Raw genomic sequence first — 25,773 nt, forward strand, 5'->3', positions numbered from 1 at the left:
GCATGCGCCGCTGCAGCCTTTTTCTTTGTGCCGAAAAGTCCTAGATGACGATAAACTGACGATCGCCGAGGGGCGGTCACGAGAAAAGCCAGGGTCCAGATGGTTACTGTCCTCGACGCGATCGCCAACGCACCACGGTTGCGGCACCCCGAGAAGGCGCACAAGCCCGACCAGGAGGTGTTGCGCAAGCCGGACTGGATCCGCGTCAAGGCGCCGGTCTCGAAGGGCTATGCCGAGACGCGCGAGATCGTCAAATCCCACAAGCTGGTGACGGTCTGCGAAGAGGCCGGTTGCCCCAACATCGGCGAGTGCTGGGAAAAGAAGCACGCCACCTTCATGATCATGGGCGAGATCTGCACGCGCGCTTGCGCCTTCTGCAATGTCGCCACCGGCATTCCGACCGCGCTGGACCCCGATGAGCCGGCCCGCGTCGCGCATGCCGTCAAGCAGATGGGGCTCAGCCACGTCGTCATCACCTCGGTCGACCGCGACGATCTTGCCGATGGCGGTGCGCAGCATTTTGCCGATGTCATCCGGGCGATCCGCGCGGCAACGCCGTCGACCACGATCGAAATCCTGACGCCCGATTTCCTGCGCAAGGACGGCGCGCTTGAGATCGTCGTGGCGGCCAGGCCCGACGTCTTCAACCACAATCTCGAAACCGTGCCGTCGAACTATCTGAAGGTCCGGCCGGGCGCCCGCTATTTCCACTCGATCCGGCTGTTGCAGCGGGTCAAGGAACTCGATCCGTCGATCTTCACCAAATCCGGCATCATGGTTGGCCTGGGCGAGGAGCGAAATGAAATCCTGCAGCTGATGGACGATCTGCGCTCGGCCAATGTCGACTTCATGACCATCGGCCAATATCTGCAGCCTTCGAAAAAGCACCATCCGGTGATCCGCTTCGTGACGCCCGAAGAGTTCAAGTCCTTCGAGACGATCGGCCGGACCAAGGGTTTCCTGCTTGTGGCATCGAGCCCGCTGACGCGTTCATCGCACCATGCCGGCGACGATTTCGCCCGGCTGCGCGCGGCGCGGGAAGCGCAGCTCCAGAAATCGGTCTAGCGCTGGTTGAATGCCGAAATTCGAAGCCACCCGCCGCGTCGCCCATACGCCACAGCAGATGTTCGCGCTGGTTGCCGATGTCGAGGCCTATCCGCAGTTCCTGCCGCTCTGCGAAGCGCTGACGGTGCGCACGCGCAAGGAGCGTGACGGACGCACCGTTCTCCTGGCCGACATGAGCATCGGCTACAAGGCGATCCGCGAGACCTTCACGACACAGGTGCTTTTGAAGCCCGACGAGAGCGCCATCGACGTGAAATATATCGACGGCCCGTTCAAATATCTGAGCAATGTCTGGCGTTTCGAGCCCGATGGCGCCGGCTGCGCCGTCCGCTTCTTCATCGACTATGAGTTCAAGAGCCGTATCCTGGGCGCGCTGATGGGCACCATGTTCGACCGTGCCTTCCGGATGTTCGCCGAGGCTTTCGAAAAGCGCGCCGACGTCATCTATGGGGTTGCGCCGGCATGACGCTATCGCGGTGAATCCGTGCCTTGTCCAAGCGCGCGCAGGCCGAATTGCAGCGCGTGTCTCACCGTCTCGTGGCGGATGAATTCGCGGCCCTTGTGGCCAAACAGCTGGCGCTCGGCGACAACAGGCTGGCCGGCCAGGGCAAGGCCGAACCAGACGAGACCGACCGGCTTGTCAGCCGAACCTCCGCTTGGGCCGGCAATGCCGGTAACGGCAAGAGAAAGGCTCGCGCGCGAATGCGCCAGCGCGCCGGCCGCCATCTCCAGGACCGTTTCGCGCGAAACGGCTCCATGCGCGTCGAGCGTTTTGGCGGCAACGCCGAGCATGTCCATCTTGGCTTCGTTGGAATAGGTGATAAAGCCGCGGTCGACCACCGCCGAGGAGCCGGCAATGTCGGTGAGCGCGGCGATGATCAGGCCGCCGGTGCAGCTTTCAGCCGTCGCCAGCATGATGCCGCGTTGCTGGCAGGCCAGCAGCAGGGAGTTTGCGAGTTCGGCGTTGCTCATTCCGGCACCTCGCCGGGGAACACCACGCTGGCGGTGGCGATCGCCGCAATGCCTTCCTCGCGGCCGACGAAGCCGAGTTTTTCGTTGGTTGTCGCCTTGATCGAGATGCGGTCGGCGGAAATGCCCAGCATCCGCGACAGGGCTGCCGTCATCGCCTCGCGATGCGGGCCGACGCGCGGCGCCTCGCAGATCAGCGTGATGTCGGCATTGGCGATGCGTCCGCCGCGCTGGCGCACGACTTTCGCCGCGTGTTCGACGAAGATCCGCGACGCCGCACCTTTCCACTGCGGATCGGACGGCGGAAAATGCGTACCGATGTCACCGGCTCCGCAGGTCGCCAGCAGCGCGTCGGTCAAGGCATGCAGGCCGACATCGGCATCGGAATGACCGGACAGTTTCTTGTCATGTGGAATGGCGACGCCGCACAAAGTGACGTGATCGCCGGGCTCAAAGGCGTGGACATCGTAGCCGTTGCCGGTGCGGATGTCGGGGAAATGTGTGCGTTCGCTGGAAAGCCGCTGGTGCGCCATGGCGATGTCCCGTGCCCAGGTGAGTTTGACATTGTCCGGCGAGCCCGGAACGAGCTTGACTGGAATATGCGCCCATTCGGCGATGGCCGCGTCATCAGTGAAGTCCAGCCTACCCAGTTGAAAGGCCTTGTCGTGTGCGGCAAGGATCGGCCCGTAGGGAAAACCTTGCGGCGTTTGCGCCGCGTGCAGCCCGCTTCGGGAAACGGTTTCCGCGACCACTCCGGCGGCCGATTCGCGCTTCAGCGTGTCTGCGACGGGGAGGGCGGGCAACGCCCCCTCGTTCTCGCCGATGGCGGAAATGGTTCGGTCGATCAGGTCCGCATCGACGAACGGGCGGACGGCGTCGTGAATTAGAACCTGGCCCGGCGCATGCTCCTTCAGCGCCAGCAGCCCGAGCCGGACGGACTCCTGCCGGGTCGGTCCGCCAATGATGGCGGTGACGCGCTCAGCCTGGCTGCCCGCCGCTTGCCGGAACAATTCGTGGTCGTCGGCGTGGATGGCGACGACGATCCGGTCGGTTCGCGGATGGGCCAGAAATATCTCCAGCGTGTGCGCAATGACGGCGCGGCCGCCAATGTTCTGGTATTGCTTGGGTCCGTTGGCCTGCCCGGCACGAGCGCCGCGGCCGGCGGCGACGATCACCACCGCAACCCCACCTGTCGCGCTCGCGTTTTCACTTGCCTCAGTCATGGCGATTGGCTTAGCGCACGATCCCCAAAAGTGTAATTGGTTTTCCAAAAAGATCGTGCGTCAAATGTGAATTCCAAAGCATCCTTCACATGCCCTGAGGGACGCGCGGCGCGCCCTGGTCACGGCAAATGCCTAAGGTCCGGAATTTTCCCAATTGCGCCTCAATGTGACGTCATTCCGCGTTGCACATTGTAGCTGATATGGCTAGAGAATGTGCAACGAATGGACATGCTTGGTTTTTGTGCATGGTTAACTCAGCCAGATTGGCCGCGCCTTTGAACGTCGGCGGCGTGGAAATCCGCAACCGCGTCTTCCTCGCGCCGATGTCGGGCATCACCGACGAGCCGTTCCGGCGGCGCGCCCATGCGCACGGCGCGGGCCTGGTCGTGTCCGAAATGGTGGCAAGCGGCGAACTCGCCAAGGGTAGGGCCGGCTTCGACCTGCGCATACGGCATTCCGGCCTGCCCGTCCATATGGTGCAGCTGGCGGGCCGCGAAGCGATCCACATGGCCGAAGGCGCACGGATCGCCGCAGGCGAGGGCGCCGACATCATCGACATCAACATGGGCTGCCCGGCCAAGAAGGTCACCGGTGGTTATGCCGGTTCGGCATTGATGCTGGATCTCGACCATGCGCTGTCGCTGATCGAGGCCGTGGTCGGCGCGGTCAAGGTGCCGGTGACGGTCAAGATGCGGCTCGGCTGGGACGAAGGCGCCCTCAATGCGCCCATCCTCGCGCGCCGTGCCGAGCAGGCGGGCGTCAAGATGGTGACGGTGCATGGCCGCACGCGCTGCCAGTTCTACCAGGGCAAGGCCGACTGGCGCGCCATCGCCCGCGTCAAGGAAGCCGTGTCCATTCCAGTCGTTGCCAATGGCGATGTCTGTTCCCCGGCCGAGGCAGCTGCCATTCTCGACCAATCGGGCGCCGATGCGGTGATGGTCGGTCGCGCGCATTACGGCGCGCCCTGGATCGCCGGTGGCATCGCGGCAGCGGCGGCAGGCGAAGTGGCGGCCAACGTGCCCGAGAATCGCGCGGCTCTGGCAGACTATATCGTCGGCCACTACGAGGACATGCTGGCGCTTTATGGCGTTGAGAGCGGTTTGCGCCAGGCGCGCAAACATCTGGGCTGGTATCTTGATCGCCATGCTGTTGGCGTCGCCGACGATGACCGAAAGGCCATCCTGACGGCGTTCGATCCGGCCCGCGTCATTGCCTTGCTGCGCAATGTGTTTTCGCGTGATCCGCAACCCTTGAGCCTGCGGAGCGCCGCATGAACGCCATCGCTGGCCAGGGAGCTGAAATGGTGGACGCCGCCCAGATCGTCCTCAACACCATCCGCCGCCCGGTGATCATGATCAGCGAGGAAGGCTTCATCACCTTCGCCAATGCCGATGCCGAGGACTTTTTTCGCTCCAGCGCGACCATGCTGGCGCGCAACACCCTGTCCAAGCTCGTCCCCTTCGGCAGTCCGCTGCTGACCTTGGTCGATCAGGTGCGCGAGCGCCGGGCTCCGGTCAACGAGTATCGGGTCGATGTGTCGTCGCCACGCCTCGGCATCGAGAAGGTCGTCGATCTCTATGTCGCGCCGGTGCCGGAATTCCCGGGCTCCGTCGTGGTCATGTTCCAGGAACGGTCCATGGCCGACAAGATCGACCGGCAGATGACGCATCGCGGTGCCGCGCGCTCGGTGACTGGCCTGGCGGCGATGCTCGCCCATGAGATCAAGAACCCGCTCTCCGGCATCCGCGGCGCCGCGCAACTGCTCGAACTGTCCGCCTCCGACGAGGACCGCGCGTTGACCCGGCTGATCACCGACGAGACGGACCGCATCGTCTCGCTGGTCGATCGCATGGAGGTGTTTTCCGACGAGCGGCCGATCGATCGCTATCCCGTCAACATCCATGTCGTTCTCGACCATGTGAAGGCGATCGCAAAGAACGGTTTTGCCAAGAAAATCAGGATATTGGAGGACTATGATCCATCATTGCCTCCAGTGTTCGCCAACCGCGACCAGCTGATCCAGGTGTTCCTGAACCTGGTCAAGAACGCCGCCGAGGCGATCGGCACCGACCCGCATGGCGAGATCGTGCTGTCGACCGCCTTCCGGCCGGGCATTCGCGTATCGGTGCCGGGAACGCAGGACCGCGTGTCGCTGCCCCTGGAGTTCTGCGTGCGCGACAATGGCCCCGGTGTCTCGGAGGATATCCTGCCGATCCTGTTTGATCCTTTCATCACCACCAAGCCGAACGGCTCGGGGCTGGGGCTTGCGCTGGTCGCCAAGATCGTCGGCGAGCATGGCGGCATCATCGAATGCGAATCGACCCCGCGAGGAACCACCTTCCGCATCCTGATGCCGGCCTGGAAGGAAACGCCGTTCGGCGCTGAAGAAGACGGTGAAGGAGACCGCAAATGACCGCTCGCGGCAATATTCTCGTCGCCGATGACGATGCGGCGATCCGCACCGTGCTCAACCAGGCTCTCTCGCGCGTCGGGCACGAGGTGCGCGTCACCTCCAACGCCTCGACCTTGTGGCGCTGGGTGGCCGCGGGCGAGGGCGACCTTGTCATCACCGACGTCGTCATGCCGGATGAAAACGCCTTCGACATGCTACCGCGCATCAAGAAGGCGCGGCCGGAACTGCCGGTCATTGTCATGAGCGCCCAGAACACGTTCATGACGGCGATCCGCGCATCCGAGACAGGCGCCTATGAATATCTCCCGAAACCGTTCGACCTGACCGAACTGCTCAACATCGTCAACCGGGCGCTGTCTGAGCCCCGCCGGCCGAAGATCGATGCGCGGCCCGATGAGCAGCCGGAAACGATGCCGCTGGTCGGCCGCTCGGCGGCCATGCAGGACATCTATCGCATGCTGGCGCGCATGATGCAGACCGACCTCACGGTGATGATCTCGGGCGAATCCGGCACCGGCAAGGAACTGGTGGCGCGTGCGCTGCACGAATATGGCCGTCGTCGCGGCGGGCCGTTTGTCGCCATCAATATGGCGGCGATCCCGCGTGACCTGATCGAATCGGAACTGTTCGGCCATGAGAAGGGTGCCTTCACCGGCGCGCAGAACCGCTCCACCGGCCGTTTCGAGCAGGCCGAGGGCGGCACGCTGTTCCTCGACGAGATCGGCGACATGCCGATGGAGGCACAGACGCGCCTGCTGCGCGTCCTGCAGCAGGGCGAGTACACGACCGTCGGCGGACGCACGCCGATCAAGACCGATGTGCGCATCGTCGCCGCCACCAACAAGGATCTGCGCACGCTGATCAACCAGGGACTGTTCCGCGAGGATCTGTTCTATCGTCTCAATGTCGTTCCGCTGAGGCTGCCGGCATTGCGCGAGCGCTCCGAGGACGTGCCCGATCTCGTGCGCCACTTCTTCAAGCTCGGCGAGATGGAAGGGCTGCAGACCAAGCGCATCTCGTCCGGCGGCATCGAACTGATGAAGCGCTACCCGTGGCCGGGCAATGTGCGCGAACTGGAAAACCTGGTTCGCCGGCTGGCCGCTCTTTATTCGCAGGACGAGATTTCCGCCGAGATCATCGAGGCGGAGCTGAAGACCGGCGAGCGCCCCGTGGTGCCCGGCGGCGGCAACCTCATTCCCGACGATCTCTCCATCGGCCAGGCAGTGGAGCACTTCCTGCAGCGCTATTTCGCCTCGTTTGCCGGCGAATTGCCGCCCGCCGGACTCTACCAGCGCATACTGTCCGAGGTCGAATATCCGCTGGTCCTGGCCTCAATGACGGCAACCCGCGGCAACCAGATCAAGGCTGCGGAACTGCTGGGGCTGAACCGCAACACGCTGCGCAAGAAGATTCGCGAACTGGGCGTCAACGTCTATAAATCGTCGCGGCCGGGCTGAGCGACGACCCGGCGACGACTCTTTTTCAGGGGACTGAGCGGCGAAAGATTTCCGCCATTGTCACACTTGTTGCATAATCGCCACAATGCGTTGCATAGATCGGACGCAATCATTGGCTCCCAGACGGCGACATGGCTCCGCAGGCACCTGTACTCAATCAACCGCTATTCAGCGAACCCGGCGCGCGCGACGGGCGCCGCTTGCTGGCGCTGCCCGGCGTGGTGGCCGTCGTCGGCGCGCTGGTCATGGCGGCCATCTCGTTCACCATCCTGGTCGGCGCGACGCCGATCGCGCCTGACGCCAGGACGACCTGGGCGCTGATCGCGCTCAATGCCGCTTTCGTGCTGTTCCTCATGGCGCTGGTCGGGCGCGAAGTGCATCGCATCGTCATGGCCCGCCGGCATGGCAAGGCGGCCTCGCGGCTGCATGTGCGCATCGTCGCCATGTTCGCGCTGGTTGCCGCCATCCCCGCCATCATGGTGGCCATCATCGCCTCGATCACGCTCGATATCGGCCTCGACCGCTGGTTCGAGATTCGTACCAAGACGATCGTCAATTCCTCGCTGTCGATCGCCGATGCCTATGTCCAGGAGAACGCCCGCAATCTGCAGGGCACGACGCTGTCGATGGCCTATGATCTCGACGCGTCGCGCTCGCTATACGGCCTTGATCGCACAGGCTTTCTCGACCTCCTGAACAAGGAGGCGGTGGGCCGGTCGCTGGCCCATGCGGCGCTGATCAAGCCCGACGGTTCGTTCGTCATGAGCGCGCAGACCGATGCCGATTTCGCCATGCCGGAACCGCCGGAAGGTTCAGTCAGCAGCGCCACCGACGGCAAGCCGGTGCTGATAGAGCCGCGCACCCGCAACATCATGGGCGCCATCGTCAAGCTGCGCGAAATCGAGGGCCTCTACCTCTACACCATCCGCCTTGTCGATCCCGAGGTGATCAAGGCGCGGCAGATCGTCAGGTCCAACACCGACGAGTATCGCAATCTCGAAGACAACAGGCGCACGTCGCAAGTAGCCTTCGCGCTGCCCTATCTGTCGCTGACCCTGATCATCATCTTGTCGGCAATCTGGACGGGCATCGCGGTCGCCGACCGCCTCGTGCGGCCGATTCGCCAGCTCATTGGCGCTGCCGACGAAGTGGCGACCGGCAATCTCGACGTCGCGGTTCCGGTTAGATCTTCCGACGGCGATGTCGCCTCGCTTGGCGACACCTTCAACAAGATGCTGCTGGAGCTCAAATCGCAGCGCAACGAGATCCTGTCGGCGAAGGACCTGATCGACGAGCGGCGGCGCTTCTCCGAAGCCGTGCTTGCCGGTGTCACCGCCGGCGTCATCGGCGTCGATCCCTACGGCATCGTCACCATCGTCAACCGTTCGGCCGAATCGATGCTGGCCATCTCCGCCAGTGCCGCACTCGGGCAGAACCTTTCCGCTATTTTGCCGCATGTCGGCCGCGTCTTCGAGATCGGCCGCCAGTCGGGCAAGCCCGTCTACCGCGAGCAGGTGACGTTTTTCCGCGCCGGCACCGAGCGCACTTTCAACGTGCAGATCACCATCGAAGCGGGCGACGACGGCTCGGAAGAGAAATCCTACGTCGTGACCGTCGACGACATCACCGATCTGGTCCAGGCGCAGCGTTCTTCAGCCTGGGCCGACGTCGCGCGCCGCATCGCCCACGAGATCAAGAACCCGCTGACGCCGATCCAGCTTTCGGCCGAGCGCATCAAGCGCCGATACGGCAAGGTCATCACCGAGGACCGCGAGGTTTTCGACCAATGCACCGACACCATCATCCGGCAGGTCGAGGACATCGGCCGCATGGTCGACGAATTCTCCGCCTTCGCGCGCATGCCCAAGCCCGAGATGAAGGCCATCGATCTGCGCGAATCGCTGCGCGAGGCATCCTTCCTGGTCGAGGTCAGCCGCGCCGACATCACCTTCGAGCGGATTTTCGGCAATGAACCGCTCAAGGGCACATTCGACAGCCGCCTTCTGGCGCAGGCTTTCGGCAATGTGATCAAGAACGCCGCCGAGGCGATCGACGGACTGGAACAAAAGGACGGTTCGCACGGCATAATCCGGATTCAAGCCGGCCGTCAGAATGGCGCGATTCGTATCGACGTCATCGACAATGGCAAAGGCCTGCCGCGCGAGAATCGCCAACGGCTGCTCGAGCCCTATATGACCACGCGCGAGAAAGGCACCGGGCTTGGTCTCGCTATCGTCAAGAAGATCGTGGAGGACCATGGCGGCAGGCTGGAACTTCATGATGCGCCTGCGGACTTCCACGGCGGCCGCGGGGCGATGATCAGCATCATCCTGCCGCTGGCGGCCGTCACGCCGTTGCGCGGCGAAGGCAAGACGGAACACGAAAGAGAAACTGAAAAGGTCGGTAATGGCGTCTGATATTCTCATCGTCGATGACGAGGAAGACATCCGCGAGCTCGTCGCAGGCATATTGAGCGACGAAGGTCACGAAACCCGCACGGCATTCGACGCCGACAGCGCCTTGGCGGCCATTGCCGACCGGGCACCGAGGTTGATTTTCCTCGACATCTGGCTGCAGGGCTCGCGCCTGGACGGCCTGGCGCTGCTCGACGAGATCAAGACCATGCATCCCACCCTGCCGGTGGTGATGATCTCCGGCCACGGCAACATCGAAACAGCGGTCTCCGCCATCCGACGTGGCGCCTATGATTTCATCGAGAAGCCGTTCAAGGCCGACAGGCTGATTCTCATTGCCGAGCGTGCGCTGGAAACCTCGAAGTTGCGGCGCGAGGTTTCCGACCTCAAACAGCGCAGTGGCGAGACCTTCGACCTGATCGGCATGTCGTCGGCCATGAGCCAGCTGCGCCAGACCATCGAGCGCGTCGCGCCGACCAACAGCCGTGTCATGATCATCGGCCCGTCCGGATCCGGCAAGGAACTGGCGGCGCGCGCCATTCACACGCTGTCGGCCCGCAAGGGCGCGCCATTCGTGACGCTAAGCGCCGCCAACATCACGCCCGAGCGCATGGAGATCGAGCTGTTCGGCACCGAATCGAACGGTGTCGAGCGCAAGGTCGGCGCGCTGGAGGAGGCCCATCGCGGCATCCTCTACATCGACGAAGTGGCCGACATGCCGCGCGAGACGCAAAACAAGATCCTGCGCGTGCTGGTCGAGCAGCAGTTCGAGCGGGTAGGGGGCACCAAGCGGGTCAAGGTCGATGTCCGCATCATCTCGTCGACCTCGCAGAACCTGGAAGCCATGATCGCCGACGGGCGTTTCCGCGAAGATCTCTACCACCGGCTGGCGGTGGTTCCGGTGATGGTGCCGGGCCTGGCCGAGCGGCGCGAGGACATTCCCTATCTCGTTGACAATTTCATGAAGCAGATCGCCCGCCAGGCCGGCATCAAGCCGCGCCGTATCGGCGATGACGCGCTTGCCGTGCTGCAGGCGCACAATTGGCCCGGCAACGTCCGTCAGCTGCGCAACAATGTCGAGCGCCTGATGATTCTGGCGCGCGGCGACGACGTCGATGCGCCGATCACCGCGGACCTGCTGCCGTCCGAAATCGGCGACGTCATGCCGCGAACGCCGAATCAGTCCGACCAGCACATTATGGCGCTGCCGTTGCGCGAGGCCCGTGAACAGTTCGAGAAGGACTATCTGATCGCCCAGATCAACCGCTTCGGCGGCAACATCTCGAAGACCGCCGAGTTCATCGGCATGGAGCGCTCGGCGCTGCACCGCAAACTGAAGTCACTGGGCGTCTGACGCGCGGAACCTGTACTGAACCGCGCGTGGTCCAAGCATTTGCCGGTTACGGCGGCGGCGGAATCGCATAAGAAAGCCCGAGATTTTTCCAGGGGTCGCCAATGCCGCGCATTGCCTATGTCAACGGGCGCTACGTCGCTCACGCGGACGCTTCCGTGCATATCGAGGATCGCGGCTATCAGTTCGCCGATGGCGTCTACGAGGTCTGCGAGGTGGCGCGCGGCTTCATCGTCGACATGCCGCGCCATCTTGCCCGGCTCAACCGCTCGCTGACCGAACTGTCGATCGCCTGGCCGGTCGCGCGCAACGTGCTGCCGCTGATCCTGCGCGAGGTGGTCAATCGCAACCACGTCGTCAACGGCCTTGTCTATGTGCAGGTGACGCGTGGTGTCGCCAGCCGCGAGTTTGTTTTCCCGTCGGCGGACACCAAGCCGTCATTGGTGGTCACAGCCAGAAAGGCCGATCCGGCGGCTGGAGCAAAGCGAGCCGAAACCGGGATCGCGGTCATCACCGTGCCAGAGAATCGCTGGGACCGGGTCGATATCAAGACCGTCGGACTGCTGCCCAATGTATTGGCCAAGCAAAAAGCCAAGGAAGCCGGTGCGCAGGAAGCATGGTTCGTCGACACCGACGGCAACGTCAAGGAAGGCGGCTCGTCGAACGCCTGGATCGTCACCCGGGATGGCGTCCTGGTCACCAGGCCGGCCGATCACGGCATCCTGCGCGGCATCACCCGCACGACGATGTTCGAAGTCGCGGCCAAGCTCGGCCTGAAGATCGAGGAGCGCGGTTTTTCCGTCGCCGAGGCCAAGGCGGCGCGCGAGGCGTTCATCAGTTCCGCCACGACGATTGCCATGCCGGTCGTGGCCATTGACGGCGATCCGGTGGCCAACGGGCACCCCGGCTCAGTGACACTTTCGTTACGGCAAGCCTTTTTTGACATTGCGGAAAAAAGTCCAGCCTGATAACCGCACAGGTGGAATGAACATCAATATATCTCGTTCTGCTTGTCGTTACTGACGACAAGACGGTGTTTGTGCGCTTGACATGTGCCCGTTAATTTGGCGCATTGGCCTGCAAACCGAAGGGGATCGGCGAAAGACAAGAACAATGGCGGAACGATCGCAAAACCTTCAGGACCTGTTCCTGAATTCAGTTCGCAAGAGCAAGAACCCGCTCACCATCTTCCTCATCAACGGCGTGAAGCTGACCGGCGTGGTCACTTCGTTCGACAATTTCTGTGTGCTGCTGCGCCGCGACGGTCACTCCCAGCTCGTCTACAAGCACGCCATTTCCACGATCATGCCGAGCCAGCCGGTTCAGATGTTCGATGGCGAGGAAAGCCAGGGCGCCTGATTGGCACGTGAAAAGGACGCGGACGCCACGGTTCGCGGAAAACCAGCGCATCATCCCGGGACGGAAGCCAAGGGGCCGACCCGGGCTGTCGTCATTGTGCCCGTGCTTACCCGCCAGCCGCGCGGTGACGACGACACCAACCGCCCACGGCTGACGCGCTCGGCCGACGCTCGCCATGACGAGGCGGTCGGCCTCGCGCGCGCCATCAATCTCGACCCAGTCCATACGGCTGTCGTGACCGTCAACGATCCGCGTCCGGCGACCCTGCTTGGCAGCGGCAAGGTCGAAGAGTTCGCCCAAATCGTTAAGGACAACGACGCGGAACTGGTCATCGTCGATCATCCGCTGACCCCGGTGCAGCAACGCAATCTCGAGAAGGAATTGCATGCCAAGGTTCTGGACCGAACCGGGCTGATCCTCGAAATCTTTGGCGAGCGCGCCCGCACCAAGGAAGGCACGCTGCAGGTCGAACTTGCCCATCTCAACTACCAGAAGGGCCGCCTTGTGCGCAGCTGGACCCACCTTGAACGCCAGCGCGGTGGCGCCGGCTTCCTAGGCGGCCCCGGCGAAACCCAGATCGAATCCGACCGGCGGCAGTTGCAGGAAAAGATCATCAAGCTGAAGCACGAGCTGGAAACGGTGCGTCGCACCCGCGACCTGCACCGCGCCAAGCGCAAGAAGGTGCCATTCCCGGTGGTGGCGATCGTCGGCTACACCAATGCCGGCAAGTCGACGCTGTTCAACCGGCTGACCGGAGCGGACGTGCTGGCGCAGGACATGCTGTTCGCCACGCTCGACCCGACGCTGCGCCGCGTGCGCCTGCCGCATGGCACGCCGATCATCCTGTCGGACACGGTCGGTTTCATCTCCGATCTGCCGACGCATTTGATCGCGGCTTTTCGCGCCACGCTGGAAGAGGTGGTCGAAGCCGATCTCGTCATTCATCTGCGCGACATCTCCGATCCCGACACGGCGGCGCAGGCCGAGGATGTCGAGCGCATCCTGGCCGACCTCGGTGTCGACGCCGGTGACACCAAGCGTGTGATCGAAGTCTGGAACAAGGTCGATCTGCTGGACGAAGGCAACAGGAGCCGCCTGCTTGCCGACGCCGTGGATGGCAGCAAAGGTCCGCCGATCGCCATATCGGCGGTGACCGGCGAGGGCATCGAAGCGCTGAAGGCGGTCATCGAGACACGCATGGCGGGCGAGCTCGAAGACCTGACGGTGACGATCGAGCCGGCACAGTTCGGCCTTGTCGATTGGCTGTATCGCAACGGCGATATCGTTTCGCGCGCCGACAATGAAGACGGCAGCGCCACCATTTCGCTCAAGGCCACGCAAAGCGCCCGCGAAGAAATCGAAAGCCGATTGCGTCGTAAAAACAACGGGTAAGCCGAAGAATTTCCAGTAAAAAGGCGGTTTTCCCTCCGGAATTGTCGGTCTATCGGCCCTATTTCGCGCTCTTCGCTTCCTGCCAGAGCGCTTCCATCTCGTCCAGGGTGGCCTTCTCCAGTGTGTTGCCGGACTTCTCAAGAGCCTGCTCGACATAGTGGAAGCGCGACCGGAATTTCTCGTTGGTGCCGCTCAGCGCGGCTTCCGAATCGAGCTTGAGATGACGGCCGAGATTAACGACGGCGAACAGCATGTCGCCGAACTCGTCCTTGATCGAGGCCGTCTCGCCCCTCGCCAGAGCCTCACGCAATTCGCCGATCTCCTCCTCGATCTTGTCGAGGATGGGGGCTGCCTCGCTCCAGTCGAAGCCGACACGGGCAGCCTTCTCCTGAAGTTTGAGCGCCCGCGTCAAAGCGGGCAGGGCGACCGGAACACTGTCCAGAAATCCCTTACCATTGTCTTCGGGGTCGAGGCCGCGGGCGAGACGGGCTTGCCGCTTCTCCGCCTTCTCCTCGGCCTTGATCTTCTCCCACATGCCCTTGGCCATGCCGGCGCCGCGGGCTTCTTCGTCGCCGAAGACATGCGGGTGGCGCCGGATCATCTTGGTGGTGATGGCCTGGACGACATCCGGGAAGGCGAATTCGCCCGCTTCCTCGGCCATTTGCGCGTGGTAGACGACCTGCAGCAGCAGGTCGCCGAGTTCATCGCGCAGATCGTTGAGGTCACCGCGCGCGATGGCGTCCGCCACCTCATACGCTTCCTCGATCGTATAGGGCGCGATGGTCGAGAAATCCTGCTCGATGTCCCAGGGGCAGCCGGTCTTGGGCGCACGCAGCGCCGCCATGATCTCGATCAGGCGTGAAATGTCTTTGGATGGCGTCATGCGGCGGATGCTATCCTGCGGCCCGACGCGCGGCCAATGCTGTCAGCCGGCGAGGGAGCCTTGTCCACATCTGAGCCGCTTCAGTCGAGCACGGAGACGATCGCCTTGGCGAGCGCGTCCATGCCATCCTCCGGCAGTCCAGCGACGTTGATGCGGCTATCGCCGACCATGTACACGCCGTGCTCGGCGCGCAGCCGCTCGACCTGCGCTTCCGTCAGGCCAAGCCGTGAGAACATGCCGCGGTGGCTGGCGACGAAGTCGAAGCGGTCGGAGTTGGACTGCCGGCGCAGCGCCTCGGCGAAAGCCACGCGAAGCCTCAGCATGCGCAGGCGCATCTCTTCCAATTCGGCTTCCCAGTCGGCGCGCAGGCTTGCGTCTTCGAGCACGATGCGCACCGCCGCGGCACCATGGTCCGGCGGCATCGAATACATGGCGCGCGCCGCCGACAGCATCTGGCTCATCGCCACGTCAGCCTGCGCGCTGTCCCTGGCCAAAACCATCGCTGCGCCGACACGGTCGCGGTAGACGGCGAAATTCTTCGAGCAGCTCGAGGCAACAACCATTTCCGGAACTTTCGCCGCCAGCAGGCGCAGGCCAAGAGCGTCGGCCTCGAGGCCGTCGCCAAAGCCCTGATAGGCGATGTCGACGAATGGCAGCAGGCCGCGCTCGACCATCAGATCGGTGACGGCCTGCCACTGCGCCGCATCCAGATTGGCGCCGGTTGGATTGTGGCAGCAGCCGTGCAGCAGCACCACGTCGCCGCTCTTGGCCGTCCGCAACGCCGCCAGCATGTCGTCGAAGCGAACAGCACCGGAGGCCGCGTCGAAATAGGGATATTCGCGGATCTGCAGGCCGGCAGCGCGCATCACCGGCATATGGTTCGGCCAGGTTGGGTCCGACAGCCAGATCGTGGCGTCCGAACGGGTCCGCTTGAGCAGCTCCGCCACCAGGCGAAGCGCACCGGAGCCGCCAGGCGCCTGGGCCGCCCGAATGCGCGTCATGTCCGCGCCCGGGCCGAAGGCGAGCTTGGCCATCACCGCGTTGAAGCCGGTGTCGCCGGCGAGCCCGAGATAGGTCTTGGTGTCCTGGCTGTTCAGCAGCCGCTTTTCAGCCTCACGCACGGCGCGCATCACTGGGGTCTTGCCGTCGCGATCCTTGTAGACGCCGACGCCGAGGTCGACCTTGTTGGGACGCGGATCGGCGCGATAGAGGCCGATGAGGGCCAGGATCTTGTCGGCGGGAGCTGGCTGCAGGTCTTCGAACATCGTTATGGTTCCGTTGGCGCGGCGGAGTGATACGCAAATCGAACGCGCTTCGCCAGCGGTTTTAATTGCGCAAAACGGAGGGCGGCACCCAGGGGCGCGGCCTTTCGAAACGATAGCAGCTATTCTAATTGCAGCGTATGCGTCGCTTCGAAAGTGGCTCAAGGAATGACTGCCTCATGCTCGTACGGCTGACGATGATCTGCAACGGCGCCACGGCCGCGACCCGGCGGGGTTCGTTTCCGCTCGATGAGCCGCTGGAGCCGCGATCATTGACGCGGGCGAAGGCCATGCGCGGGACGCTGCGCCACGCCGACCGCGCGTGGACAGCGCCCGCGCTTCGCGCCCGCCAGATCGCCGAGGCGCTATCGCTGGAGGCAGCGGTCGAACCGCTCCTGGCGGACCAGGATCATGGAAGCTGGGCCGGCAAGAGTTTTGAGGACGTGCAGGCGGAGCAGCCCGGCGACATTGCTGCCTGGCTGGCTGACCCCGACGCGGCGCCGCATGGCGGCGAGTCGTTGGCCGACGTTGCCCGCCGGGCTTCCGGGTTGATGGAAAAGTTGATGGCCGAGCCCGGCCATACGATCGCGATGACCCATGCCAGCGTCATTCGCACCGCGATCGTGCATGTTCTGGGTGCGCCGCTTGCCGCCTGTTGGAAGATCGATATCGAGCCGCTGAGCATCACCGATTTTCGCAGCGACGGCCGCAGGTGGGTGTTGCGGGCTTGCGGTGTGACTTCGCCCAAAGCGGCAAAACCGCTTCTCCGGTGAAAGCCTGGCAGGCGAGGACCGGCGAACACAATCCCTCCTGCAAAGAAAATGGCACGGGTCGGGATTAATATCCCCACATGCTCCGTAAACAGGGCATGAAACGGTCGATGCCACGCTTTGACATCATAGGACAGCTCGGATCGCTGCGGCGCTACGCACAGTCGCTGACGCGTGACAGCGCGGATGCCGAGGATCTCGTGCATGACGCACTGGTGCGCGCCTATGAGCGTCGCGGCACCTTCCGCTCCGGCGGAAATTTACGGGCCTGGCTGCTGTCCATCGTCCACAACGCGTTTATTGACCGCATGCGTTCGCGCCGCTCGGAAGCCGTGCGCATCGAACAGGCCGGATACCTCGCCGATGCCGCCACGCCGGCGCCGCAGGAGCATTCGGTGCGCCTGGCGCAGGTGCGGGACGCCTTTTTCAATTTGCCGGAAGAGCAGCGCTCGGCGCTGCATCTGGTCGCCATCGAAGGGCTTTCCTATCAGCAGGCGGCCAATGCCACCGGCGTGCCGCTGGGCACGCTGATGTCACGCATCGGCAGGGCACGCGCCGCCCTGCGTCAGATGGAAGACGCCGCCCCGGCGCGCGGAAAAAATCATCTCAGGATCGTGGGAGGTGAGCCATGAGCGCTCTTGTCGACCCTGTGACGGACACCGATCTCGACGCCTATGTCGACGACCAGCTGGATGTCACCCGCCGCATCGAGGTCGAAGCCTTCCTGTCGACACGTCCAGAGGCCGCCGCGCGCGTCATGTCGGATCTGCGGACCCGCGATGAACTGCGCGTGGCGCTTGCTGGTTCCAAGGGCATGGCGCGGCCGGCGACTGCTGACGCGGCGCGGCGGCTGGAGAGGGGACTTGCCCGTGGCCGCATCTTCGGCGTGTTGCAGCGCTCCGCTGCCGTTGCCGCCTTCGTTGCCGCTGGCTGGCTGGCGAACGGTATCATCGGGCCGATGTCGGTGACCAAGGTCGTCGCGTCGCCGCAGCCGCCCGCCTATGTCGACGAAGCGGTGCGGGCACACAGGACGACGTTGGTGCGCGAAACCATGCCCTCGCAGCCGGAAGCGCCCAACTACAGTGCCGGCGAGATCCGTGCGGCGACCGCGATCGTCATGCCGTCGCTGCCAAAGGACTGGAAGGTGCGCGACGTGCAGATCTATCCGTCGCGCTTCGGCCCGAGCGTCGAGATGGCTGTCGACACCAAGGATATGGGCCTGGTGTCGCTGTTTGCGATCCGGCCGGGAACCTTCGACGTGGTCAAGCCGACCGTCGCACCCTCGGGCGACATTTCCTCGGCCTATTTCCAGATCGGCGAGGTCGCCTACGCGGTGGTCGCCAAGAGCGGGGTTCGTGATCTCGACCGCGCCGCCGAGACGCTTGCCAGAACGCTTTACTGACCGATTCACAAAAGGAGACTGCAAATGAACACGCCCAATCTGGGATATCGTGTCGGCACCGGCGCCCAGGCCGGAGCCGTCTTTGACGAGGGTCTGCGCCAGCATATGCTGCGCGTCTACAACTATATGGGCCTTGGCCTCGTGGTCACCGGCCTGGTCGCCTTCCTGGTTTCGTCGACGCCGGCGCTCTACGTCCCGATCTTCTCCAGCCCGCTGAAATATGTGGTGATGCTGGCGCCGCTCGCTTTCGTGTTGCTGTTTTCGTTCAGGATGCAGACCATGTCGGCGGCAAGCGCCCAGGCGATGTTCTGGGCCTTCTGCGCGGTGATGGGCCTGTCGCTCGCCTCCGTGTTCCTGGTCTTCACCGGCACCAGCATCGCGCGCACCTTCTTCATCGCCGCCACCATGTTCGGCGCCACCAGCCTCTACGGCTATACGACGAGGCGCGACCTGACCCAGTTCTCGTCCTTCTTGATCATGGGCCTGATCGGCGTGGTGATCGCCAGCATCGTCAACATCTTCCTCGGTTCGACCGCGCTGCAATTCGCCATTTCGGTGATCGGCATCGCCGTCTTCATCGGCCTGACCGCCTGGGACACGCAGACGATCAAGGAACAATATGCCGAGAATTTCGACGCGGAATCGCGCCAGAAGCTGGCTGTCTTTGGTGCGTTCTCGCTCTACCTGAACTTCATCAACATCTTCCAGCTGCTGCTGAATTTCACGGGCGAGCGCGAGTAACGACTGTCCGCCCTGGGCAAGGGCGGGGGTTCTCGCCCTTGATGCGGAGACGTGGCCGGGGGAGAGATCCTCCGGCCACAATTCGTTCAGGCAAGACCGTCCATGCCTTGAGTCCCCAAGAGCATTTGCTAGTCTGCCGCCAGCTTCAACACCGGCCCGCGAGGACATGTGGCACAGGACAGCCAAACGCTTCAGGGCGACGGCATCTCGGCTATAATAGTCGGGCAGGGCGCCGAACTGGTTTCGCTGCGGGATGGGCAGGGATCTGAGTTTCTGTGGCAAGCCGGACCGGAGTGGCGGCGCCATTCGCCGGTGCTGTTCCCGATCGTGGGCCGGCTGAAGGGCGATCAGCTGCGCCATCGCGGCCGAACCTATCCGATGACGCAGCACGGCTTCGCCCGAGACAAGCCGTTCACCTGGGAGGAGAGGGGACCCCGCTCCTGCACGCTGGTCCTCACCGACGATGCCGACACGCGTGCGCACTACCCCTTCGCCTTTCGCCTTGCTGTGACCTATACGCTGGGCCGCCAGCAGCTCGGTGTGGCCTTGGAGGTCACCAACACCGGCGACGAGATGTTGCCGGCCTCGGTCGGTGCACATCCTGCATTCAACTGGCCGTTGCTGCCGGAATTGCCCAAGGAGGCTTATCGGTTGATCTTTGCCAACGACGAGCCGGCGCCGGTTCGTCGCCTGAAGGATGGCCTCTTGCTCCCGGCAACGTCGCCAACGCCGATCGAAGGCAAGACGCTTGTGCTGTCTGAGCGGCTGTTCGATGACGACGCCGTCATCTTGGATCGGCCCGCCAGCACCAGTGTGCGCTACGCCGCCGACCATGGTCCGGCGATTGAAATGTCATGGCAGGGAGCCGAGGAACTGGGCATCTGGTCCAAGCCCGGCGGCGCGCCCTTCCTGTGCATCGAACCCTGGCATGGTATTGCGAGCCCGGCCGATTTCGACGGCGAGTTCAGCGACAAGCCCGGTGTGATGCTGATCGAACCGGGGGCGAAGCGTTCGCTGAGCTACCAGATCGGCCTGGAGCAGGGGCGGCGTTGACCGACCGAGCCGCGGAGCCAACGCCTGGGAGTACCCAATGAAACTCGGCTTCATCGGCACAGGTGCGCTGACTTCAGCCATTGTCACCGGGCTCAAATCCCTCGATGGCGATCCGGTATCGGTGGTGTTGTCGCCGCGCAACGAAGAGATCGCGGCGAACCTCGCTTCCCGCTATCCGAATATACGCGTTGCCGCCGACAATCAGGCGGTGCTGGACGACTGCGATACCGTCATGCTGGCGATGGTGCCGATCACATTGACGAGAAGGCGCGCAGCGGTCAGCGCTGACAGGCCGTCTATGTCGGCGGGCGGATAGAGCTCGACAAGGTCGAATCCCGCGATCCTGGCCCGCTTGCCGAGGCCGGCGATCAGGTCGATCGCTTGCGTGTAGGTGAGGCCGCCCGGCGTACGCGCCGCCACGCCCGGCATGATGCCGGGATCAAGGCTGTCGCAGTCGAAGGTGGCGACGACCCGCGCGCCTTCCGGAATATGCCTGAGCGCTGCATCCACACCTTGAGCATGAACCTCGCGCGCTGTCACGAAACGGCTGCCATAGTGCCGCGCGGCTTCGATTTCAGCGAGGCGCGCGCTGCCGACGCTGCGCAGGCCAACCTGCACTATGCCGGCGACATGCGGCATCTCGCTTGCCCTTCGCATCGGGCTCGAATAGCCGTGGCGTTCGCCAAGCACCTCGTCGCGCCAGTCGATATGGGCATCGATCTGCAGGACCCAGATCGGTCCGTGATCGGCAAAGCCGGCAAGGAACGGAATGACGACGGAATCGTCACCGCCAAGCAGGATCGGCACGGCCGGCAAGGCCAGGACCTCGCGCGTCTTCGCTTCGATCCGGACCCTGTTTTCGGCATTGTCGTGCAGGATGGTCGAGATGTCGCCGGCGTCGACGCAAGAGGCCGGCTTGCCGTTGAACAACGGGCCACCGAGATCGAAATCCCAGTGCTCGACAAGCGAGGCATCATCCTGGCTGGCCGCACGAATGGCGTCGGCCGCCAACGCATGGCCGCTGCTGTCCTTGCCGGGATAGGTGCTGCCGTGGCCGGCCCCAAAGATCACCGCACGGGGCGTGCGGCCGTCCAGGCGATCGGGAAGGCCGAGAAAGGAGGGTGAGGCGGTCATTCTTGATGGTCCTGAGTTCCAGCGCTACCTCAGGCTAGTTGCTTCGCCGCTTCGATGCCATCACCGAAAATCGCAGGCGGGCCAGGGAGCATGGGTCAAAGCGGGCGCGTTCGATTCTTGTGACCCGAACGCAGCCACATCGCGACGCTTGCATTACGACCGACTACAGGCCCCGGCACATCGACAGATGCCAAAGCCCCTAAGAGGTAGACTGGCACTAGCGGAGAAGGCCTCAAGTTTGCCGGAAGCAACGTCTGTGCTACATTGCAGAAATCTATAGACAATTTGTCTTTCCGGATCGGCCAAAATGTCCCGGAACCAAGCGAAGGCCAACTTAAACTATTGATATTGCGTGATGCAGGGAACTGGCACGAACGATGCTCTGTGTCCTGCTGCCAATGCCGTGCAATGACGCCCGAACCTCGCGCGCCTTACCGCATGTCGTGACCGGGCGGCGTTTCACCATGGTGGAAACGGCGATCGGCATGGATGCGTGATCGTCAGAACCTTGAGGTCGAACGTAGGAGGTACAAATGACCAAGCACAAAGTCGGCTATCTCATCGGCAGCCTCGCGCGCGAATCCATCAACCGCAAACTCGCGAAGGCACTGGTGCAACTTGCCCCGCCGCAACTCGAGATGTCGGAGATCTCCTTCAAGGATTTGCCGCTCTACAGCTACGACTACGATGCCGACTTTCCGCCGGTCGCTCGCGCCTTCAAGGATGCTATCGCCGCTGTCGACGCCGTCCTTTTCGTCACGCCGGAATACAACCGCTCCATCCCCGGCGGTCTGAAGAACGCCATCGACTGGGCAAGCCGCCCCTATGGCAAGAATTCCTTCGCCCGCAAGCCGTCCGCGGTCATTGGCACATCGCCCGGCACCATCGGAACCGCGATCGCCCAGCAGGGGCTGCGCAGTGTGCTGAGCTTCTGCAACTCGCCGCAGATGAACGCGCCTGAGGCCTACATCCAGTTTACGCCTGGCTTGATCACGGACGCCGGTGAGGTCACGGTTGAATCCACCCAGGAATTCCTGAGCAACTACATGGCCGAATTCAGCATGTTCATCACCAGGGTGCTCCAGGTGCTGCCGAGACAGGCCTCGGCATGAATTGAGGCGGGACGGCGGGCGAGAGGCCGAACAGCGGAGGAAGGCTGACATGCACATTGAAACTCACAATTCTTTGGTTCGGGGGCGACGCCCTTAAGTCGCATAAGATAGATTATGGAACTTACGCGTTGACCAGCGTCTGGGAATTGCCGGTGATTTTCATAGGTTTGGCTCGATCGAAACGTGTTGCCTTGAGTTGATGGCCAACGCGCCAGAGGCGATCGTTGTCTATCTGCTCGGCGATGGCGCGCCGTTCCGCCAGTATGTGGCGGTGGATGGCGACGATATCGTTGGGCGCGTGCGCAGCGTGGGCGCTGTCGGCGCCACCTGGTGCGCGGACATGTATGTCGAGCCTTCGCGCCGGCGCCGCGGCATCGGCCAGGCGCTGATGGCTAAAATGCTGCGCGACGACCAGGCTCGTGGATCACGATGCTCCGGTGCGACGGCGACGCACGCCGGAGCTCTACTTTATCCCTGCATGGGCTATGAACGGACTGGAACGCTGCTGATACTCGGCCCGACGAGCAGAACAGCCTCATGAAAGGCCGTTCGCATCACGCTGATTCATAAGGAATTTCAATCACCATGCCATCGTATGCCGGGGTGACGTTGGCCGGCATTTCGCCCTTGACCTTGGCATAGTCGAGCGGCACGTGCATGTGGGTCAGCACGGCCTGTTTAGGCGCCAGCTTCTCGATCCAGCCGAGCGCCTGGCCGAGTGACAGATGGCTGGGATGGGGGTTGTACTGCAGCGCGTCGATGACCAGCATTTCCAGGCCGCGCAGCCGATCGGCGGTGGGATCGGGAAAGTCGCTGATATCAGGGCAATAGGCCAGGCCGCCAATGCGGAAGCCGAGCGAAATGATGTCGCCATGGATCTGCGGCAGGGGTTCGAGGGCGAGGGCACCCCCCTCGCCTTCGATCACGACAGGCTTTGCGTGGTCGATGATATGCGCCCGCACGATCGGCGGATAAGAACTGCCCGGAGGCGTCTCGAAGCAATAGCCGAACGCCTGCCGCAGGCGCAGCATCGTCGGCTGGTCGGCATGGATGTCGATCAGGTGGCGCTGCTCCAGCACATAGCCGCGCAGATCGTCGATGCCGTGGATATGGTCGGCATGCGGGTGCGTGTAGACGACCGCATCGATGCGTTTGACCGAAGCAAGCAGCATCTGTTCGCGGAAATCCGGCCCGGTGTCGATGACCACGGTGGTGCGGCCGCCATCGGCGGCAACCCGCTCGACCAGCGCTGCCGTGCGCATGCGCCGGTTCCTCGGGTTGGCCGGGTCGCAATTGCCCCAGTCGCCGGTGATGCGCGGCGTACCTGGCGACGAGCCGCAGCCGAGAATGGTGAGGCGCAGCCGGCCGGTCATCGTTCAGGCGCTCAGTTCGGCAGGTCGCGGCATCTTGCCGAACAGGCGGAAGAAGTTGCTTGTCGTCAGATCCGCGATTTCAGCTTCGCTGACGCCAACCGTCTCCGCCAGCACCTTGGCGGTATGCGCGACGTAGGCCGGCTCATTGCGCTTGCCCCGGAACGGAATCGGCGCCAGATAGGGTGCGTCGGTTTCGACGAGCAGCCGGTCATGCGGCACGTCGGCGGCGACGGCGCGCAGTTCGGCTGAGTTCTTGAAGGTCAGTATGCCCGAGAACGACACATAGCCGCCGAGCGAGACGCCCACCTCGGCCAGCCGGCGTCCGGACGAGAAACAATGCAGGATGAAGGGGAAGGCGCCCTTCCCTGTTTCGTCCTCGAGAATGGCTGCCATGTCGTCATCGGCGTCGCGCGAATGGATGACGAGCGGCAGCCCGGTCGCGCGAGCGGCGGCAATGTGATTGCGAAAACCCAGCGCCTGGGCGTCGCGCGGCGCCTTGTCGTAGAAATAATCGAGCCCCGCTTCACCGATTGCCACCACCTTCGGGTGTGCCGACAGACGGACGAGCTCGGCAGTGGTGACGTCGAGTTCTTCCGCGGCATTGTGCGGGTGGGTCCCGACAGAGCAGTAGACTTCGTCGAAAGTCTCAGCAATTTCAAGCATTTGTGGAAAGCGCTTCACGCGGGTTGATATCGTCACCATGCGGCCGATACCAGCCGCTTTGGCGCGGGCGACAATGGCCGCCCGCTCTTCGGCGAAATCCGGAAAGTCCAGATGGCAATGGCTGTCGACGAGCATCAGGCGTTCGCACCCGGCTGTTCGACATAACGCGGAAACACGCCCTCCGGCGCGGGCAACGCAGTGCCAGGAACCAACGCATAGTCGGCGTGGACATGCACGAAATCACGTTTATCCGCGGGCACCGCCAGCAGGTCGAGCAGCTTCGCCGCCGATCCCGGAATGAAGGGCTGGCACAGCACCGCCACGCGCCGCACCAGTTCGGCGGTCGTCCACAGCACCGTTTCCATCCGCTCCGGATCGGTTTTCTTCAGCGCCCATGGTGCCTGTCCAGCAAAGTATCGATCGGCTTCCGCCACCACATCGAAGATCGCCGCCAGTGCCAGATGGATGCCTTGCCCGGCCATCGCCTTCCGCGCGGTGGTCAGAGCGGCCACCGCTTGATCCAGGATGGCACTGTCGGCATCCGTCATCTCGCCACGCTTCGGCACCACGCCGCCGCAGTTCTTGGCGATCATCGACAGCGAGCGCTGCGCCAGATTGCCGAGGCCATTGGCGAGATCGGCGTTGGTGCGGTTGACGATCGCATCATGGCTGTAGCTGCCATCCTGGCCGAACGGCACTTCGCGCAGGAAGAAATAGCGCACCTGGTCGAGGCCATAATGCTCGATCAGGGCGAACGGATCGACGACATTGCCGACCGACTTCGACATCTTCTCGCCGCGGTTGAACAGGAAGCCGTGGGCGAAAACACGCTTCGGCAGTTCGATGCCGGCCGACATCAGGAAAGCCGGCCAGTAGACCGCGTGGAAGCGCACGATATCTTTGCCGATGATGTGCGTGGCCGGCCAGTAGCGCCATTGATCGGACTTTGTGTCCGGATAGCCGGCGGCGGTGATGTAGTTGGTCAAGGCATCGACCCAGACATACATCACATGCTTGTCGTCGCCGGGCACCGGCACGCCCCATTTGAAGGTCGTGCGCGAGATCGACAGGTCTTTCAGCCCGGATTTGACGAAACTCATCACCTCGTTGCGACGCTCGGCAGGTCCGACAAAGTCGGGCTGGCTTTCGTACAGCGCCAGCAGTTTGTCCTGATAGGCGGAGAGCCGGAAGAAATAGCTTTCTTCCTCGTTCCATTCGACCGGCGAGCCAAGCGGCTCGCGGCGCACGCCGTCCTCGCCGAGCGTGGTTTCGCTCTCGTCGAAATAGGCTTCCTGGCGGACCGAATACCAGCCGCTATAGCGGTCCAGATAGATGTCGCCATTGGCGGCCATCGCCTTCCAGATCGCCTGGCAGGACGCGTAGTGGCGCGGTTCCGTCGTGCGGATGTACTCATCATTCGAGCCGCCCACAGCCTCGGTCATCGAACGGAAGATCGCTGAATTGCGGTCGGCAAGCGCTTGTGGCGTGATGCCTTCCTTCTCAGCCGTCTGCTGCATCTTGAGGCCGTGTTCGTCCGTGCCGGTGAGGAAGAACACGTCCTTGCCGTCGAGGCGCTGGAAGCGGGCCAGCGCATCGGTTGCGATGACCGTATAGGCATGGCCGATATGCGGCTTGCCGTTCGGATAGAAAATCGGTGTCGTCAGATAGTATTTTTCGCGTGACATGAACGAACCATCATGAATGTCTGAATGGAAGCCGTGGCGGTGGATATCGCAT

At 63.4% G+C, this 25,773-nt stretch carries 26 protein-coding genes; 18 read left to right on the forward strand and 8 right to left on the reverse strand.

Annotated elements, in window-relative coordinates:
• The first annotated feature begins 99 nt into the window (after window positions 1-99).
• Window positions 100-1,065 carry a lipoyl synthase gene (gene lipA / locus MAFF_RS02595; RefSeq protein WP_010909338.1) on the forward strand — a complete coding sequence of 322 codons (966 nt, stop codon included), beginning with the start codon at window positions 100-102 and terminating at the stop codon, window positions 1,063-1,065.
• Between the two features lie 10 nt (window positions 1,066-1,075).
• The gene (locus tag MAFF_RS02600; RefSeq protein ID WP_010909339.1) at window positions 1,076-1,531 is read left to right on the forward strand and encodes a type II toxin-antitoxin system RatA family toxin; all 456 of its coding nucleotides are present in this window, start codon (window positions 1,076-1,078) and stop codon (window positions 1,529-1,531) included.
• A gap of 2 nt (window positions 1,532-1,533) precedes the next feature.
• On the opposite strand, the gene MAFF_RS02605 is transcribed toward MAFF_RS02600, so the two are convergent.
• Both MAFF_RS02605 and MAFF_RS02610 read right to left on the reverse strand, forming a co-directional pair.
• The gene (locus tag MAFF_RS02605) at window positions 1,534-2,037 is read right to left on the reverse strand and encodes a CinA family protein (RefSeq protein ID WP_010909340.1); all 504 of its coding nucleotides are present in this window, start codon (window positions 2,035-2,037) and stop codon (window positions 1,534-1,536) included.
• Window positions 2,034-3,257, reverse strand: coding sequence for a bifunctional 2-C-methyl-D-erythritol 4-phosphate cytidylyltransferase/2-C-methyl-D-erythritol 2,4-cyclodiphosphate synthase (locus MAFF_RS02610; RefSeq protein WP_010909341.1), 1,224 nt, complete (start codon window positions 3,255-3,257; stop codon window positions 2,034-2,036). Before MAFF_RS02610 ends, MAFF_RS02605 begins: the two co-directional genes overlap by 4 nt.
• 245 nt (window positions 3,258-3,502) lie before the next feature.
• On the opposite strand from MAFF_RS02610, the gene dusB reads away from it, so the two are divergent.
• From dusB to hflX, 8 genes are all read left to right on the forward strand, one after another.
• Window positions 3,503-4,531, forward strand: a complete 1,029-nt coding sequence (gene dusB, locus MAFF_RS02615) for a tRNA dihydrouridine synthase DusB (protein ID WP_044547560.1) — start codon at window positions 3,503-3,505, stop codon at window positions 4,529-4,531.
• Window positions 4,528-5,670, forward strand: coding sequence for a two-component system sensor histidine kinase NtrB (locus MAFF_RS02620; protein WP_010909343.1), 1,143 nt, complete (start codon window positions 4,528-4,530; stop codon window positions 5,668-5,670). The genes dusB and MAFF_RS02620 overlap by 4 nt, the downstream gene beginning before the upstream one ends.
• Window positions 5,667-7,127, forward strand: a complete 1,461-nt coding sequence (gene ntrC / locus MAFF_RS02625) for a nitrogen regulation protein NR(I) (protein ID WP_010909344.1) — start codon at window positions 5,667-5,669, stop codon at window positions 7,125-7,127. Before MAFF_RS02620 ends, ntrC begins: the two co-directional genes overlap by 4 nt.
• A 131-nt stretch (window positions 7,128-7,258) precedes the next feature.
• Complete coding sequence (locus MAFF_RS02630; protein ID WP_044547561.1) at window positions 7,259-9,544, forward strand: sensor histidine kinase NtrY-like; 2,286 nt, start codon at window positions 7,259-7,261, stop codon at window positions 9,542-9,544.
• Complete coding sequence (locus tag MAFF_RS02635) at window positions 9,534-10,895, forward strand: sigma-54-dependent transcriptional regulator (protein WP_010909346.1); 1,362 nt, start codon at window positions 9,534-9,536, stop codon at window positions 10,893-10,895. The genes MAFF_RS02630 and MAFF_RS02635 overlap by 11 nt, the downstream gene beginning before the upstream one ends.
• 101 nt (window positions 10,896-10,996) lie before the next feature.
• On the forward strand, window positions 10,997-11,860 hold the full coding sequence (locus MAFF_RS02640; RefSeq protein ID WP_010909347.1) for a D-amino-acid transaminase: 864 nt from the start codon (window positions 10,997-10,999) through the stop codon (window positions 11,858-11,860).
• 145 nt (window positions 11,861-12,005) lie between these two features.
• Window positions 12,006-12,251, forward strand: coding sequence for an RNA chaperone Hfq (gene hfq / locus MAFF_RS02645; RefSeq protein ID WP_006202172.1), 246 nt, complete (start codon window positions 12,006-12,008; stop codon window positions 12,249-12,251).
• The gene (hflX, locus tag MAFF_RS02650) at window positions 12,252-13,643 is read left to right on the forward strand and encodes a GTPase HflX (RefSeq protein ID WP_044547564.1); all 1,392 of its coding nucleotides are present in this window, start codon (window positions 12,252-12,254) and stop codon (window positions 13,641-13,643) included.
• A gap of 58 nt (window positions 13,644-13,701) precedes the next feature.
• Here the strand turns inward: hflX and mazG are convergent, their stop codons facing one another.
• Together mazG and MAFF_RS02660 are read right to left on the reverse strand one after the other, a co-directional pair.
• The gene (gene mazG / locus MAFF_RS02655; RefSeq protein ID WP_010909349.1) at window positions 13,702-14,526 is read right to left on the reverse strand and encodes a nucleoside triphosphate pyrophosphohydrolase; all 825 of its coding nucleotides are present in this window, start codon (window positions 14,524-14,526) and stop codon (window positions 13,702-13,704) included.
• A gap of 80 nt (window positions 14,527-14,606) precedes the next feature.
• Window positions 14,607-15,791, reverse strand: coding sequence for an aromatic amino acid transaminase (locus tag MAFF_RS02660; protein ID WP_010909350.1), 1,185 nt, complete (start codon window positions 15,789-15,791; stop codon window positions 14,607-14,609).
• A 176-nt stretch (window positions 15,792-15,967) separates the two neighbouring features.
• Here MAFF_RS02660 and MAFF_RS02665 point away from each other — a divergent pair, with 176 nt between their 5' ends.
• The 6 genes from MAFF_RS02665 (at window position 15,968) to MAFF_RS37395 (ending at window position 20,070) form a co-directional block, all read left to right on the forward strand.
• Window positions 15,968-16,561, forward strand: coding sequence for a histidine phosphatase family protein (locus MAFF_RS02665; RefSeq protein WP_010909351.1), 594 nt, complete (start codon window positions 15,968-15,970; stop codon window positions 16,559-16,561).
• A gap of 77 nt (window positions 16,562-16,638) precedes the next feature.
• Complete coding sequence (locus MAFF_RS02670) at window positions 16,639-17,190, forward strand: sigma-70 family RNA polymerase sigma factor (RefSeq protein WP_010909352.1); 552 nt, start codon at window positions 16,639-16,641, stop codon at window positions 17,188-17,190.
• Entirely contained in the window at window positions 17,187-17,960 is a 774-nt protein-coding gene (locus MAFF_RS02675) for an anti-sigma factor family protein (protein WP_010909353.1), read from the forward strand. Before MAFF_RS02670 ends, MAFF_RS02675 begins: the two co-directional genes overlap by 4 nt.
• A gap of 24 nt (window positions 17,961-17,984) precedes the next feature.
• Complete coding sequence (locus tag MAFF_RS02680; RefSeq protein ID WP_010909354.1) at window positions 17,985-18,701, forward strand: Bax inhibitor-1/YccA family protein; 717 nt, start codon at window positions 17,985-17,987, stop codon at window positions 18,699-18,701.
• Window positions 18,702-18,869: 168 nt separating this feature from the next.
• Complete coding sequence (locus MAFF_RS02685) at window positions 18,870-19,754, forward strand: aldose 1-epimerase family protein (protein ID WP_010909355.1); 885 nt, start codon at window positions 18,870-18,872, stop codon at window positions 19,752-19,754.
• A gap of 37 nt (window positions 19,755-19,791) precedes the next feature.
• Window positions 19,792-20,070: an NAD(P)-binding domain-containing protein gene (locus tag MAFF_RS37395; RefSeq protein WP_244420705.1), complete on the forward strand. Its 279-nt coding sequence runs from the start codon at window positions 19,792-19,794 to the stop codon at window positions 20,068-20,070.
• On the opposite strand, the gene MAFF_RS02690 is transcribed toward MAFF_RS37395, so the two are convergent.
• Window positions 19,956-20,888: an agmatinase gene (locus MAFF_RS02690; protein ID WP_010909356.1), complete on the reverse strand. Its 933-nt coding sequence runs from the start codon at window positions 20,886-20,888 to the stop codon at window positions 19,956-19,958. The genes MAFF_RS37395 and MAFF_RS02690 overlap by 115 nt on opposite strands.
• Before the next feature lie 533 nt (window positions 20,889-21,421).
• On the opposite strand from MAFF_RS02690, the gene MAFF_RS02695 reads away from it, so the two are divergent.
• Both MAFF_RS02695 and MAFF_RS02700 read left to right on the forward strand, forming a co-directional pair.
• A complete protein-coding gene (locus MAFF_RS02695; RefSeq protein WP_010909357.1) occupies window positions 21,422-22,000 on the forward strand; it encodes an NADPH-dependent FMN reductase in 579 nt (192 codons plus the stop codon).
• Between the two features lie 199 nt (window positions 22,001-22,199).
• Window positions 22,200-22,541 carry a GNAT family N-acetyltransferase gene (locus tag MAFF_RS02700; protein ID WP_010909358.1) on the forward strand — a complete coding sequence of 114 codons (342 nt, stop codon included), beginning with the start codon at window positions 22,200-22,202 and terminating at the stop codon, window positions 22,539-22,541.
• A gap of 13 nt (window positions 22,542-22,554) precedes the next feature.
• Here the strand turns inward: MAFF_RS02700 and MAFF_RS02705 are convergent, their stop codons facing one another.
• From MAFF_RS02705 to metG, 3 genes are read right to left on the reverse strand one after another with little or no spacing between them, the layout of a single operon-like run.
• On the reverse strand, window positions 22,555-23,373 hold the full coding sequence (locus MAFF_RS02705) for an MBL fold metallo-hydrolase (RefSeq protein ID WP_010909359.1): 819 nt from the start codon (window positions 23,371-23,373) through the stop codon (window positions 22,555-22,557).
• A gap of 3 nt (window positions 23,374-23,376) precedes the next feature.
• Complete coding sequence (locus tag MAFF_RS02710; RefSeq protein ID WP_010909360.1) at window positions 23,377-24,171, reverse strand: TatD family hydrolase; 795 nt, start codon at window positions 24,169-24,171, stop codon at window positions 23,377-23,379.
• A complete protein-coding gene (gene metG, locus MAFF_RS02715) occupies window positions 24,171-25,721 on the reverse strand; it encodes a methionine--tRNA ligase (RefSeq protein ID WP_010909361.1) in 1,551 nt (516 codons plus the stop codon). The genes MAFF_RS02710 and metG overlap by 1 nt, the downstream gene beginning before the upstream one ends.
• Window positions 25,722-25,773: the final 52 nt, after the last annotated feature.

It is taken from the genome of Mesorhizobium japonicum MAFF 303099 (genome assembly GCF_000009625.1).
Lineage (GTDB): Bacteria > Pseudomonadota > Alphaproteobacteria > Rhizobiales > Rhizobiaceae > Mesorhizobium > Mesorhizobium japonicum.